The sequence below is a fragment of the Rhodosalinus sp. FB01 genome (assembly GCF_041365715.1).
In the GTDB taxonomy this organism is placed as follows: domain Bacteria; phylum Pseudomonadota; class Alphaproteobacteria; order Rhodobacterales; family Rhodobacteraceae; genus Rhodosalinus.
This window is the reverse complement of sequence record NZ_JBGFSH010000005.1, coordinates 189,380-202,476: the sequence shown is the minus strand read 5'-3', so window position 1 is coordinate 202,476 and position 13,097 is coordinate 189,380. Positions and strand designations below refer to the sequence as shown.

Genomic DNA, 13,097 nt, shown 5'->3' with positions numbered 1-13,097 from the left:
GCCTCGGCCCTCCTTATTCGGCCGGGACGGCCGCCGGGGTGCCCGCGGCCTCTTTGGCCGGGGACCGCCGGACGGTCATCCAGAGATTGTAGCACATGATGATCGCGCCGGTGAGGTAGAGCACCCCGCCCAGAGCCCGGACCACGTACATCGGGAACTTGGCGGCCACGGTGTCGGCGAAGCTGTTCACGAGGAAGCCGTTCGCGTCCACCTCGCGCCACATCAGGCCCTCCATGATGCCGGTGACCCACATCGACGCGGCGTAGAGCACGATGCCGATGGTCGCGAGCCAGAAGTGCCAGGACACGAGGCTCAGCGAGTAGAGCCGCTCGCGGTTCCAGAGCCGCGGCACGAGGAAGTAGAGCGCGCCGAAGGTGATCATGCCGTTCCAGCCGAGCGCGCCCGAGTGCACGTGGCCGATCGTCCAGTCGGTGTAGTGCGACAGAGAGTTCACGGCCTTGATGGACATCATCGGCCCCTCGAAGGTGGACATGCCGTAGAAGCCGACCGAGATCACCATCATCCGGATCACCGGGTCCATGCGCAGCTTGTCCCAAGCCCCCGAAAGGGTCATCAGGCCGTTGATCATGCCGCCCCAGCTGGGCATCCAGAGCACGATCGAGAATACCATCCCCAGCGTCGAGGCCCAGTCGGGCAGCGCGGTGTAGTGCAGGTGGTGCGGACCGGCCCAGATGTAGATGAAGATCAGCGCCCAGAAGTGGATGATGCTGAGCTTGTAGGAGAAGACGGGCCGCTCCGCCTGCTTCGGGATGAAGTAGTACATCATGCCGAGGAAGCCGGCGGTGAGGAAGAAGCCCACCGCGTTGTGGCCGTACCACCACTGCGTCATCGCGTCCTGCACTCCCGAGAAGGCGGAGACGGACTTCGAGCCGAAGATCGAGACCGGCACCGACAGGTTGTTGAAGACGTGCAGCATCGCGACGGTGACGATGAAGCTGAGGTAGAACCAGTTGGCGACGTAGATGTGCGGCTCTTTCCGCTTCACGATCGTGCCGAGGAACACGGCGAGATAGACCACCCAGACGATCGTCAGCCACCAGTCGGTGTACCACTCGGGCTCGGCGTATTCGCGCGACTGCGTGGCGCCGAGAAGGTAGCCGGTCGCGGCCAGCACGATGAAGAGCTGGTATCCCCAGAAGACGAACCAGGCCAGATCACCGCCCCAGAGCCGTGCCGCGCTCGTGCGTTGGACCACGTAGAACGAGGTCGCGATCAACGCGTTGCCGCCGAAGGCGAAGATCACCGCCGAGGTGTGCAGCGGGCGCAGGCGGCCGAAGTTGGCGTAGCCTTCCGCCCAGTCGAAATTGAGACCCGGATAGGCGAGCTGGAAGGCGATGAAGGTGCCCACCAGGAAGCCCACGATCCCCCAGAACGCCGTGGCGATCACGCCCGCGCGGACGACGCCGTCCATGTATTGCCCCGACAGGTCGGGCTTTACGGTGTCCTCCTCCGTGTTCCGCAAGACCCACAGGAAAAGGCCGCCCGAGACCAGCATGATCAGGATGGCATGGACCAGATAGGCCGCGTCGCGCGCGAAATTGGCCGCGATCATCGCGAAGAGCGTGATCAGGCCGAGCACGATCAGCTTCAGATAATTCGCCATAAGGTGTCGTCCCTTCGGTCGTTCTGCCCGCACGGGTCATGCTCCGCGGGGGCGGGTGTCTGTGTCAGCTTTCATGTACAGGCGCGGCCCCGCGCGCCTTGATCTGCATCAATGCGTTGGGCCGGCAAGGTTGACGCGCATCAAGGTCGCACGCCGTCTGGCACCCTACGGTCCACGAACGAAGTCTATCTGGAGGACGAGATGAGCTACAAGACACTGATGACCGTCGTCACCGACACCGGCGTTTCAAAACCGCCGCTCGAGGCGAGCGTGGCGCTGGCGCAGGCTTGGGACGCGCATCTCGAGGCGATGTGCATGGGCGTCGACAGAACGCAGACCGGCTACTACTACGCGGGCGCCAACGCGATGATCCTGCAGGAGACGATCGCCCGCGCCCAGCGCGACGCAGAGGCGGCGGGGCAGCACGTGCGCGACACGCTCGGCAAGAGCGACGTGCGCTGGAACGTGGAGACGGGTGTCGCCCAGCTTGCGGACATCGGCCGCCAGGTGGCGATGCACGCGCGCTTTTCCGACCTGGTGATCCTGCCCAAACCCTATGGCGAGAACCGTGGCGCGGAGCTGGAGCCGGTGATCGAAGGCGCCCTGTTCGACGGCCATGTGCCTGTCCTCGTCGTGCCGGAAGAGGGGCTGGCCAAGACGCGGCCCGAGCGAATCCTGCTGGGCTGGGACGAGGGCGACGAGGCGCTTTCGGCGGCGCGTGCCGCGCTGCCGTTCCTGTCCGCGGCCGACACCGTGCATATCGTCGTCGTCGATCCGCCGGCGCACGGGCCGAACCGGTCCGATCCGGGCGGCCTTTTGTCGCAGTTCCTCGCCCGTCACGGCGTGAAGGTCGAGATCGACGTGCTGTCGAAGACGATGCCGCAAATCTCGGACGTGCTGATGCGCCACGCGCTCGACATCGACGCGGACATGATCGTGATGGGCGCCTACGGGCACTCGCGCTTCCGCGAGGCCATTCTGGGCGGCGCGACGCGCAACATGCTGGAGAATTCTCCGCTGCCGCTCTTCATGGCGCACTGAACCGTGCGGGGCGCCGGCCGCGTTTTGCGGCCGGCGGGGCCCGACCCGGTCAGACCAGCATGCCGCCGTCGCTGTCGTCGCCCGCCTCTTCCATCAGGCGCCCGAAATCGGGCACCGTGACGTGGCGCTTGCCCTGAAGCTCGATGACGCCGTCGCGCCTGAGCGCCGACATCTGCCGGCTCACGGTCTCGAGCGTCAGGCCGAGATAGTCGGCCATCGCCTCGCGCGTCAGCGGAAGATCGAAGACGAGGGGCCCTTGCGTGCCCCGAAGTTGCAAGGTCGCGTCGCGCCGCGCGATGATCGACAGGAGCGACGCGATCTTTTCGCGCGCCGTCTTGCGGCCCAGGACCAGCATCCATTCCCGCGCGGCGTCGAGTTCGTCCAGCGTCATCTCCAGAAGCCGCTGCGCGATGTGGGGCGTGCGCTCCATCATCTGTTCGAAGGGCTTCTTGCGGAAACAGCACATCACCATGTCGGTGGTGGCCACGACGTCGTAGGCCGCGCCCTCGCGGCCGGGGCGTCCGACGAAATCGCTGGGCAGCAAGAGGCCGACCATCTGGGTGCGGCCGTCTTCCATGGTTTGCGTGAGCGTGGCGATGCCGGAGACGACCGAGCCGACGAAATCCATGCGGTCGCCCGACCAGATCACCGTCTGCCCCGCCTCGAAGCTGCGGTAGTATTTCATCTCTTCGAGGCGATCGAGCTCGTCGGTGTCGCAGCGCGCGCAGACAGCGCGGTGGCGGATGGGGCAATCCGAGCATGCCTGCGAGATCGGTTTCATGGTGTCGTTGAGCATGTGATCGGTCGCTCTCGCTGGTTGATCTGAGTCAAGGTTCCCACATCCCTCAGTGTCTAATTCTAGTGACATGGACAGCCGAACACAACTTGCAAAGCTGGGACTCTTCGACGCGAAGGTGCCCCGCTACACCAGCTACCCCACAGCGCCCCATTTCGGTGGCGGCGTCGATCCGCAACGCTTCGCGGACTGGATCGGTGCGATTCCCGAAGGCAGCGCCATTTCGCTCTACGTGCATGTGCCGTTCTGTCGCAGACTTTGCTGGTTCTGCGCGTGCCGGACGCAGGGCACCCAGAGCGAAAAGCCCGTCGCGGCCTATCTCGAAACGCTGAAGACCGAACTGGCGCTGCTTCGCGACACCCTGCCGGGCGGGGTCCGCCTCGCGCGGCTTCACTGGGGCGGCGGCACGCCCACGCTGCTGTCCGCGCCGATGATGGAGGAACTGGCCGCCGCCATCGCCAAGGTCGCGCCCTTCGCCGAGGACTACGAGTTTTCCGTCGAGATCGACCCGAACGAGATCGACGGCCCCCGGCTCGACGCGCTCGCCGCGGCGGGCATGAACCGCGCCTCCATCGGGGTGCAGGATTTCGACCCGCATATCCAGAGCACGATCGGCCGCATCCAGAGCTTCGACGCGACCCGCAACGCGGTGGACGCGATTCGCGCCCGTGGCGTCGCGAGCCTGAACGCCGACATTCTCTACGGCCTGCCCCACCAGAGCCGCGCGCGGATCACCGAAAGCGTGCAGAAGCTCCTGTCGCTCTCTCCGGACCGGGTGGCGCTTTACGGCTACGCCCATGTGCCCTGGATGGCCAAGCGCCAGCAGATGATTCCCTCCGACGCGCTGCCGACGCCACAGGAACGCCTCGATCTCTTCGACACGGCGCGGGAGCTTTTCGCCTGGGACGGTTACGACGAGATCGGCATCGACCATTTCGCCCGGCCCGAGGACGGCCTCGCCGTCGCGGCGCGGCAGGGGCGGCTTCGCCGGAACTTCCAGGGCTACACCGACGACACCGCCGAGGTGCTAATCGGCGTCGGCGCCTCGTCCATCTCGCGCTTTCCGCAGGGCTATGCGCAGAACGCGCCGGCCACCTCTGCGCACACCACCGCCATCCGCGAGGGGCGCTTCTCGACCTCGCGCGGTCACGTCTTCAGCGACGAGGACACGCTGCGCAGCCGGATGATCGAGGCGCTGATGTGCGACTTCCGCATCGACGCGGCAGAGATCGCCGACAGCTTCGGCGTGTCGCGTCGGCGGCTTTCGGCCATGTTCGCAGAGGCGCAGGCGGCCTTCGGGGGGCTGCTCAGGGTCACGCCCGACGGGCTTTCGATCCCGCCCGAGGCGCGACCGCTGACCCGCATGGTGGCGCGCGCCTTCGACGCCTACGAACTCGACAAGGCCGGCCACTCCTCTGCCATCTGACGCGGGCGGGCTCTGGACAGGGGCGCGGCCGTCGGGCGCTATGGGTTCATGCGTGTCGCCAGCTTCAACATGCAGAACCTGCGCCTGCGCGACGGGCGCCTCGATGGCGCACGCGACGGCGACCGCCCCGAGGACGCGACGGCGACGGCCGCGCGGCTCGACCCGGCCGACCGGAGCCTAGGGGCGAAGCTGATCGCGCGGGCCGACGCGGATGTCGTCGCCCTGCAGGAAGTCTTCGACCGTGCCTCGCTCGATCATTTCCATGACCGGTTCCTCGCGCGCGCCGGAGACGGCCGGTATCCTTGGCGGGTGTGCCTGCCGGGCAATGACGGGCGCGGCCAGGACGTGGCGCTGATGAGCCGGCGGCCCCTCGAGGACGTGGCGGGCCACGCCAGCCTGCGCCCCGCCGACCTCGGCCTCGAGGCGCCGCGCGGCGTCGATCCCGACCACCCGATCTTCCGCCGCGATTGCCTGCGCGCGCGCGCCGGCCCGCTCACGCTCTTCGTCTGTCACTTCAAGGCGCCCTACCCCAGCGCGCGGCGCGCCTGGGCGATCCGCCGCCTCGAGGCCGAGGCGGTGCGCCGACTGATCGAGGCGTGCTTTCCGGATCCGGTCGCGGCGCTCTGGCTGGTTCTGGGCGATCTGAACGAATCGGCTGACGGGACCGGCGCGCCGGCCATCGCGCCGCTGCTGCCACCCTTCTCGGTGGACCTTCTCCAGCGGCTGCCTGCGGGCCGGCGCTGGTCCTGGCACGACGCCGAGACCGGCGGGTACGGCCGGCCCGATGCGCTGCTCGCCTCGCCCGCCCTTGCCGGCCGCTTCCCGCAGGCATGCCCCGAGATCCTGCGCGCGGGGCTCGGGCACGAGGCCACGCGGCACGCGGGACCGCGGCTCGAGGGGACGGGCTGGCATCGCCCGCATGCGAGCGATCACGCGGCGCTGGCGGTGACGTTTCCGGGTCTCTAGCGCAGCGCCTCGGCCGGCGCGGGGGCGCGGCCCGCGACGCTGCCGCCCGTGGGGTTGAGCGCCGCCTCGAGCAGCGCGCGCGTGTAGGCGTGGCGCGGCGTCTCGAAGATCTCTTCCGAGGGGCCGTATTCGACGATATCGCCGTCCTTCATCACCACGACGCGGTGCGACATCGCCCGCACCACTCGCAGGTCATGCGAGATGAAGAGGTAGGCGAGGCCGTACCGCTCCTGCAACTGGCGCAGCAGGTTCACGATCTGCACCTGCACGGTCATGTCGAGCGCCGAGGTCGGCTCGTCGAGGACCAGAAGCTTCGGGCGCAGGATCATCGCCCGCGCGATGGCGATGCGCTGGCGCTGGCCGCCCGAGAACTCGTGCGGATACCGGTCCATCGTCGCGGGGTCGAGCCCCACCTCGGACATGACCTCGGCCACGAGTTCGCGCTGCGGGCGCTTGTCGCGGGTTCCATGCACGCCCAACCCTTCCGCGATGATCTGCTCGCAGCTCATGCGCGGCGAAAGGGAGCCGAAGGGATCCTGGAAGACGATCTGCATGTCCCGGCGCAGGCGCCGAAGCTTGCGCACGGACCACGCGTTCACGTCCTCGCCGGCGAAGGTGATCTCTCCCTCGGAGCCGATGAGGCGCATCATCGCCATCGCGAGCGTGGTCTTTCCGGACCCCGATTCGCCCACGACACCCAGCGTCTCGCCCCGCCGCACCGTGATGGTGGCGTCGTTCACCGCTTTCACATGGCCCACCGTGCGCCGCAAGAGCCCGCGCTGGACGGGAAACCAGACCTTCAGCCGGTCGGTGCGCACCACCTCCTCGGCGTCTTCGGGCACGGGGTCGGGCATCCCCTCCGGCTCTGCGGCCAGGAGTTTCCGGGTGTAGGGATGTTCGGGGCGGGAGAAGATCGCGGCGGTCGGCCCGCTCTCGACGATCTCGCCGTCCTTCATGACGCAGACGCGGTCCGCGATGCGCCGCACGATGCCGAGATCGTGGGTGATGAACAGAAGCCCCATCCCCTCGTCGGCCTTCAGCTCGGCCAGAAGCTCCAGGATCTGGGCCTGGATCGTGACGTCGAGCGCGGTCGTTGGCTCGTCGGCGATCAGGATGTCGGGCTTGTTGGCGAGCGCCATGGCGATCATCACGCGCTGGCGCTGCCCCCCCGAGAGCTGGGGCGGATAGTCCTTCAGCCGGTTTTCGGGAGCGCGGATGCCGACCCGGTCCAGGAGCTCCGCGATGCGCGCGCGCGCCGCGTCCCCCACGAGCCCCTGGTGCAGCGCGAGGCTTTCGCGGATCTGCCGTTCCAGCGTGTGAAGCGGGTTGAGCGATGTCATCGGCTCCTGGAAGATGAAGCTCAGGTCGTTGCCGCGCACACGGCGCAACGCCGCCTCGGGGGCGCCGATCATCTCCTCGCCCTTGTAGCGCACGCTGCCCGAAACCTCGGCCGACGGGCCGAGCAGCGACACCGTCGAAAGGGCCGAGACCGATTTGCCCGAGCCGGATTCGCCCACCAGCGCCAACGTCTCACCCTTGTCGACGGCGAAGGAGACGCCGCGCACCGCCTCGATGCGCCGCCCGTCCTGACGGAACGCCACGCTCAGCTTCTCGACTTCGAGGACCCGGCTCACTGGAAGGTCTTTCGCGGGTCGAAGGCGTCGCGCACGCCCTCGAAGATGAACACCAGCAACGAGAGCATGATCGCGAAGGTGAAGAACGCCGTGAAGGCCAGCCAGGGCGCCTGAAGGTTGCGCTTGGCCTGAAGCGTCAGCTCGCCCAGCGACGGCGCCGAGGACGGCAGGCCGAAGCCCAGGAAATCAAGGCCGGCGAGCGTGGCGATGGTGCCGGTGACGATGAAGGGCAGCATGGTGAGCGTCGCCACCATGGCGTTGGGCAGCATGTGGCGGAACATGATCGTCCAGTTCGACACGCCGAGCGCCCGCGCCGCGCGGACATATTCGAGGTTGCGCGCGCGCAGGAACTCCGCGCGCACCACGCCCACCAGCGCCGTCCATCCGAAAAGCACCGTGAGCAGCACGAGCAGCCAGAAACTTCGCCCGAGGATCGCGAAGAGGATGATGATGATGTAAAGCGCCGGCGTCGCCTGCCAGATCTCGATGATGCGCTGGAAGATGAGGTCCAGCCAGCCCCCGAAAAAGCCCTGGACGGCGCCGGCGACGATGCCCACCACGCTCGCGAGCGTGGTGACGATGATCGTGAAGAGGATCGAGAGCCGGAAGCCGTAGATGATGCGCGCCAGCACGTCGCGCTTCGTGTCGTCGGTGCCCAGAAGGTTCTGCTCGTTGGGCGGCAGCGGCGCCGCGCCCGGCCGGTCCACCACGGTGTCGTAGGCGTAGGGAATGGGCGGCCAGAGCAGCCAGCCCTTCTCGATCTCCTGCCCGCCCACGATCCCGTCCTCCGCGTCCTCGATCAGGCCCTCGGGATCGTCGAAACAGGCGTCGAGCCCGCCCGTGACGATCAGGCAGGACACCTCGGGATCACGGTAGATCGCCTCCGTCCGGAAATCGCCGCCGAATGCCGTCTCCGGGTAGAAGGTGAAGACGGGCGTGTGAAGCTCGCCCCGGTAGCTCACGAGGATCGGCTTGTCGTTGGCGATGAACTCCGCGAAGAGCGAGAGCCCGAACAGGATCGAGAAGATGATGAGCGACCAGTAGGCACGCTTGTTGCGCCGGAAGTTCCGCCAGCGCCGCTCGTTGAGCGGCGAAAGCCAGCGGCGCTTCTGCGGCGGAACGACCGGCGCGGGGGCCATGTGGCCCGGCATACGTTCCTTGTGGGGGACGGTCTCCTCGGTGGGCACCGGGGTTTCGTTGGGCGCGCGTTGCTGCACCGCTCAGCCCTCGCGTTTCTCGAAGTCGATGCGCGGATCGACGATGACGTACATCAGGTCCGACAGGATGCCCACCACGAGACCGATCAGCCCGAAGATGAACAGCGTGCCGAAGATCACCGGATAGTCACGCGCCACCGCCGCCTCGAAGCCCAGCCGCCCCAGCCCGTCGAGCGAGAAGATCGTCTCGATGATGAGCGAGCCGGTGAAGAAGATCCCGATGAAGACGGCCGGGAAACCCGCGATCACGATCAGCATCGCGTTGCGGAACACGTGCCCGTAGAGCACGCGCCCCTCGCTGACGCCCTTGGCCCGGGCGGTGATGACATACTGCTTCTTGATCTCGTCCAGGAAGGAGTTCTTCGTCAGCAGCGTGAGCGTCGCGAAGGCCGAGATCGTGGAGGCCGCGACCGGCAGCGTGATGTGCCAGAAATAGTCTGCGATCTTGGCGGGAAGGCTCAGGTCCTGCCAGTTGTCCGAGGTCAGGCCCCGCAGCGGGAAGACCTGCAGATAGCTGCCGCCCGCCAGCAGCACGAGCAGCAGGATCGCGAAGAGAAAGCCCGGAATGGCATAGGCCACGATGATCGCGCCCGAGGTCCAGGTGTCGAAGGGGGTGCCGTCCTTCACCGCCTTGCGGATGCCCAGCGGGATCGAGATCAGGTAGGCGATCAGCGTGGACCAGAGGCCGAGGCTGATCGACACGGGCATCTTCTCGAGGACCAGCTCCGTCACCTCGATCTTGCGGAAGTAGCTCTCGCCGAAATCGAGCCGCATGTAATCCCAGAGCATCCCGAAGAACCGCTCCAGCGGCGGCTTGTCGAGGCCGAACTGCCGTTCGAGATCGGCGATGAACTCGGGCGGAAGTCCGCGCGCGCCGGCGTAGCCGTCGAGCTCCTCGGCCGAGGTGCTGCCCGCGTCCTCTCCCGAGCCCGCGAAGCCCTCGAACACGTCGCCCTGCCCCTGCATCTGGGCGATGATCTGCTCGACTGGCCCGCCGGGTACGAACTGCACCAGCGTGAAGTTGATGATCATGATGCCCAGCAGCGTCGGAACGATGAGCAGAAGCCGCCGGAGGATATAGGCGCCCATGCCGCCCCTACCTCAGCGCGCCGTCGGCGCGAAGGCGCGCGGCCTTCTCCGCGTTGAACCACCAGAAATCGAGCACGCCCAGCGCGTAGGGCGGCAGGGTCTCGGGGTGCTCGTACTGGTCCCAGTAGGCCACCCAGTGGCTGTCGTTGTACCAGACCGGCACCATGAAGAACTCGTGCCGCAGAACGCGGTCGAGCGCGCGCAGCGCCACGGCCTCGTCCTCGCGATTGTCGGTCGCGAGCGCCGCCTCGATCACCGCATCCACCAGCGGGCTGGCGAGCCCGGCGGGATTGAACAGGCTGAATTCCGCCTCTGTGGAGCCGTATCGCTGCATCAGACCGGTGCCCGCCTGAAGGAAGGCGACGTAGTTGTCGAACACCAGATCGTAGTCGCGTTCCCGGCTGCGCAGGGTGAACTGCGAGGGATCGACCCGCTCCACGTTGGCCTCGATCCCCATCAGTTCGAGGTTCTGCGCGAAGGTCTGCACCACCGAGACGAGGGTCGCGGAACTCGACGACGAGATCGGGAAGTCGAGGCTCAGCACCTCGCCCGCGGCGCTGCGGCGCAACCCGTCGTCCCCCACGGCCCAGCCCGCCTCGTCGAGCAGGCGCATCGCGCGGCGCAGGTTCCGGCGGTCGTTCAGCCAGTCGGCGCCGGAGCTGTGCGCGTCGCGGGCCGGTTCGGTCAGCACTTCTTCGGGGACCTCCACGTCGAGGGATTGCAGAAGCTCGAGTTCCGCGCCCTCGGGCGGGCCCTCGGCCTCGATCGGCGTGTCCTGAACGAAGGACTCGCGCTGCTTGAAAAGGCCATACTGCAGCGACTCGTTGGTCCATTCGAAATTGTAGGCCAGCGAGATCGCCTCGCGCACACGCTTGTCCTTGAGGACGTCGCGGCCGAGGTTGAAGACGATGCCGGTGGGCGCCGGCGGCGTGCCATCCGGAAGCTCCTCCAGCTTCACGTGCCCGCGCTCGACCGCGGGGAAATCGTAGCCCGTGGCCCAGGTGCGGGAATTGCCTTCGGCGCGGAAGGTGTAGACCCCCGCCTTGAACGCCTCGAAGGCGGCGTTCTCGTCGGCGAAATACTCGATCCGGATGCGCTCGAAATTGTGCCGGCCCTGGTTGATCGGCAGGTGCCAGCCCCAGTAGTCGGGATTGCGCCGATAGACGATGCTGCGGTTCACGTCGACGCTGTCGAGGACATAGGGACCGGAGCCGACCGCCGGCTCCAGGCGCGGCTCGTCGAGGCGGGCGCCCGTCTCCTCGAACCACGCCTGCGACCAGACCGGAACGCCGCCCACCTGGTCGATGAGCGACCGGCGCGAGATGCCTTCGGCGAAGGTGAACTTCACCGTGTGATCGTCGAGCGCCTCCGCCGAGAGGACGCGGCGGCTGACCGCCTGCGCGTAGCTCGGAAGCCCCTGTTCCAGCAGCAGGTTGTGCGAGAAGACCACGTCATGCGCGGTCACCGGCGTGCCGTCGGAAAACCGCGCCTCGGGGCGCATGTGGAAGATCGCCCAGGTCTTGCCCGGATCGTATTCGACCTTCCAGGCGAGAAGGCCGTAGGATTCCCCGATCTGGTCGGCCGGCGCGCCCGCCCCCGAGGCGGGCATCTCGCCCAGAAGCGACTCGTAGAACATCCACGAATAGCGTCCGGCCCGGCCCTGCCGGGAATAGGGATTCATGCTGTCGAAGGTGCCCGGGGCCCAGAGCGAGATCTCGCCGCCCACGGGCGCGTCGGGATTGACGTAGTCGAAATGCGCGAAGTCGGGCGGATAGGTGAGATCGCCGAAGAAGTTGTAACCGTGCGAGACGACGACCTCGCCGCCCTGGGCGCGCGCGGCCTCGCTCGGCTCCGGCGTGAAGGCGGGCGTCCCGGTCTCGGCGGCGGCCGTCGCCGGCGGGAACGCCACCGCAAGCGCGAGCGCCGCGGCACCGAAGAGTTGGACGATGGCCTGCGCGGGCTGCTGCGACGGGGTCATGGTCGGATCCTCCAGCGTTCCGAAGCGGTGCGCACTTCACGGGAAATGGTGCAGTTACGCTAGAATGCCAGATCGCGCGTGTTCAAGTTGCGATTGCGTGATCCCGACAGGCCGACCGTCCGCTGGCGCGAAAAGGGCCGCCGCGCTCCCGCGCGACGGCCCCGATACGCCTTGCGGGCGCGAGACACTGCTCAGTCGTCGAGGCTGTCGAGCCACGCGATAAGGTCGGCACGATCCTGAAGATCGCGAAGCCCGGCATAACCCATCGAGGTGCCCGGCGCGTAATCACGCGGGTTCTCGAGCCAGGCGTCCATTTCCTCGGCCGTCCAGACGCCTTCGGGAAGGGCGCCGGAGTAGCGGAAGCCGTCCACCGCGCCGATCTCGCGGCCGATGATGCCGACAAGGTGCGGGCCGACGCGGTTCTGTTGTTGGTTCGCGACGTGGCATGCCGAACACTGGCGGAACACGCGCTCGCCGTTGCCGACGTCGGCCTCGGCCAGCGCCATCTGCAACTCCGACATCTCGCCGCCAGCGGACGCATCCTCGGACGCGTCATCCGCAGCGGTCATCTCCTCGGTCGCTGCCTCCTCGGTGGCGGTGTCCTCCATCGCGACGTCTTCCGTGGCGGTGTCCTCGCTCGCGCCCTCTTCTTCGGCCGCCGCTTCCGCGGCGGGCTCCTCAGGCGCCGCGTCTTCCGCAGCAGCCTCCTCGGTGGCCATGTCCTCGGCGGGGGCCTCGGCGGCCGCCTCTTCCACGGCGGCGTCCGCGCCCGGCAGGGTCCATCCTTCGGTGTAGCTGCCCAGATAGGCGATCAGGTCGGCGCGGTCCTCGTCATCGGCAAGCCCGCCATACCCCATCGAGGTGCCCGGCGCGTAGTCGCGCGGGTTCTCGATCCACGCGTTCATCTCTTCCCATGTCCATGCGCCCTCGGGCAGCGCCCCGGAATAGCGGAACCCGTCGATGGACGCGATCTCGCGGCCCATGACGTTCACGAGATGCGGCCCGACACCGTTGCGCTCCTGATCGACGACGTGGCAGGCCGAACACTGGCGGAACACGCCTTCGCCGGCATCGGCGCTCGCGTTGGCGAGAAGCTGAACGAAGGGAACTTCCTCCTCCTCTTCGACGGGGGCCGCGTCGGCCACCTCCTCCTCCTCTTCCTCGCCGGTGTCGATGACGTAGGCTTGCTGCTCGCCGTAGGGAACGCCGACATGATAGAGTTCCTCGGCGGCCCACTTGCCCAGCAGGAAGACCAGGAGCGCGCCGCAGAGGCTCCCGAATACCTTGGTAAACGTCATCGTGTCAGGCATGGCTCGCATTTCCGTT

At 67.6% G+C, this 13,097-nt stretch carries 10 protein-coding genes; 3 read left to right on the top strand and 7 right to left on the bottom strand.

The window, feature by feature from the left end; translation table 11 throughout:
* Nucleotides 1–13: 13 nt before the first annotated feature.
* Nucleotides 14–1,624 (bottom strand): cytochrome-c oxidase, cbb3-type subunit I, encoded by a 1,611-nt coding sequence (gene ccoN / locus AB6A65_RS09735; protein WP_371038176.1) that lies wholly within the window; start codon nucleotides 1,622–1,624, stop codon nucleotides 14–16.
* Between the two features lie 201 nt (nucleotides 1,625–1,825).
* On the opposite strand from ccoN, the gene AB6A65_RS09730 reads away from it, so the two are divergent.
* The gene (locus AB6A65_RS09730; RefSeq protein WP_371038175.1) at nucleotides 1,826–2,665 is read left to right on the top strand and encodes a universal stress protein; all 840 of its coding nucleotides are present in this window, start codon (nucleotides 1,826–1,828) and stop codon (nucleotides 2,663–2,665) included.
* Nucleotides 2,666–2,714: 49 nt separating this feature from the next.
* On the opposite strand, the gene fnrL is transcribed toward AB6A65_RS09730, so the two are convergent.
* A complete protein-coding gene (gene fnrL / locus AB6A65_RS09725) occupies nucleotides 2,715–3,461 on the bottom strand; it encodes a transcriptional regulator FnrL (protein ID WP_371038174.1) in 747 nt (248 codons plus the stop codon).
* 70 nt (nucleotides 3,462–3,531) lie between these two features.
* Here fnrL and hemN point away from each other — a divergent pair, with 70 nt between their 5' ends.
* Together hemN and AB6A65_RS09715 are read left to right on the top strand one after the other, a co-directional pair.
* Nucleotides 3,532–4,887 carry an oxygen-independent coproporphyrinogen III oxidase gene (gene hemN / locus AB6A65_RS09720; RefSeq protein WP_371038173.1) on the top strand — a complete coding sequence of 452 codons (1,356 nt, stop codon included), beginning with the start codon at nucleotides 3,532–3,534 and terminating at the stop codon, nucleotides 4,885–4,887.
* Nucleotides 4,888–4,935: 48 nt separating this feature from the next.
* Complete coding sequence (locus AB6A65_RS09715; RefSeq protein WP_371038172.1) at nucleotides 4,936–5,853, top strand: endonuclease/exonuclease/phosphatase family protein; 918 nt, start codon at nucleotides 4,936–4,938, stop codon at nucleotides 5,851–5,853.
* On the opposite strand, the gene AB6A65_RS09710 is transcribed toward AB6A65_RS09715, so the two are convergent.
* The 5 genes from AB6A65_RS09710 to AB6A65_RS09690 all read right to left on the bottom strand — a co-directional run bounded on the left by AB6A65_RS09710 (nucleotide 5,850) and on the right by AB6A65_RS09690 (nucleotide 13,081).
* Nucleotides 5,850–7,487, bottom strand: coding sequence for an ABC transporter ATP-binding protein (locus tag AB6A65_RS09710; RefSeq protein ID WP_371038171.1), 1,638 nt, complete (start codon nucleotides 7,485–7,487; stop codon nucleotides 5,850–5,852). The genes AB6A65_RS09715 and AB6A65_RS09710 overlap by 4 nt on opposite strands.
* Complete coding sequence (locus AB6A65_RS09705) at nucleotides 7,484–8,638, bottom strand: ABC transporter permease (protein ID WP_371038300.1); 1,155 nt, start codon at nucleotides 8,636–8,638, stop codon at nucleotides 7,484–7,486. The genes AB6A65_RS09710 and AB6A65_RS09705 overlap by 4 nt, the downstream gene beginning before the upstream one ends.
* A gap of 69 nt (nucleotides 8,639–8,707) precedes the next feature.
* Entirely contained in the window at nucleotides 8,708–9,793 is a 1,086-nt protein-coding gene (locus AB6A65_RS09700; protein ID WP_371038170.1) for a microcin C ABC transporter permease YejB, read from the bottom strand.
* A gap of 7 nt (nucleotides 9,794–9,800) precedes the next feature.
* Nucleotides 9,801–11,771 carry an extracellular solute-binding protein gene (locus AB6A65_RS09695; protein ID WP_371038169.1) on the bottom strand — a complete coding sequence of 657 codons (1,971 nt, stop codon included), beginning with the start codon at nucleotides 11,769–11,771 and terminating at the stop codon, nucleotides 9,801–9,803.
* 191 nt (nucleotides 11,772–11,962) lie between these two features.
* The gene (locus AB6A65_RS09690; RefSeq protein WP_371038168.1) at nucleotides 11,963–13,081 is read right to left on the bottom strand and encodes a cytochrome c family protein; all 1,119 of its coding nucleotides are present in this window, start codon (nucleotides 13,079–13,081) and stop codon (nucleotides 11,963–11,965) included.
* Nucleotides 13,082–13,097: the final 16 nt, after the last annotated feature.

What these genes read in the sequence shown, in the direction of transcription:
- AB6A65_RS09695 (WP_371038169.1), bottom strand. Translation starts at nt 11,771, where the DNA reads ATGACCCCGTCGCAGCAGCCCGCGCAGGCCATCGTCCAACTCTTCGGT.
- AB6A65_RS09715 (WP_371038172.1), top strand. Translation starts at nt 4,936, where the DNA reads ATGCGTGTCGCCAGCTTCAACATGCAGAACCTGCGCCTGCGCGACGGG.
- AB6A65_RS09705 (WP_371038300.1), bottom strand. Translation starts at nt 8,638, where the DNA reads ATGCCGGGCCACATGGCCCCCGCGCCGGTCGTTCCGCCGCAGAAGCGC.
- AB6A65_RS09690 (WP_371038168.1), bottom strand. Translation starts at nt 13,081, where the DNA reads ATGCCTGACACGATGACGTTTACCAAGGTATTCGGGAGCCTCTGCGGC.
- hemN (WP_371038173.1), top strand. Translation starts at nt 3,532, where the DNA reads ATGGACAGCCGAACACAACTTGCAAAGCTGGGACTCTTCGACGCGAAG.
- ccoN (WP_371038176.1), bottom strand. Translation starts at nt 1,624, where the DNA reads ATGGCGAATTATCTGAAGCTGATCGTGCTCGGCCTGATCACGCTCTTC.
- AB6A65_RS09700 (WP_371038170.1), bottom strand. Translation starts at nt 9,793, where the DNA reads ATGGGCGCCTATATCCTCCGGCGGCTTCTGCTCATCGTTCCGACGCTG.
- fnrL (WP_371038174.1), bottom strand. Translation starts at nt 3,461, where the DNA reads ATGCTCAACGACACCATGAAACCGATCTCGCAGGCATGCTCGGATTGC.
- AB6A65_RS09730 (WP_371038175.1), top strand. Translation starts at nt 1,826, where the DNA reads ATGAGCTACAAGACACTGATGACCGTCGTCACCGACACCGGCGTTTCA.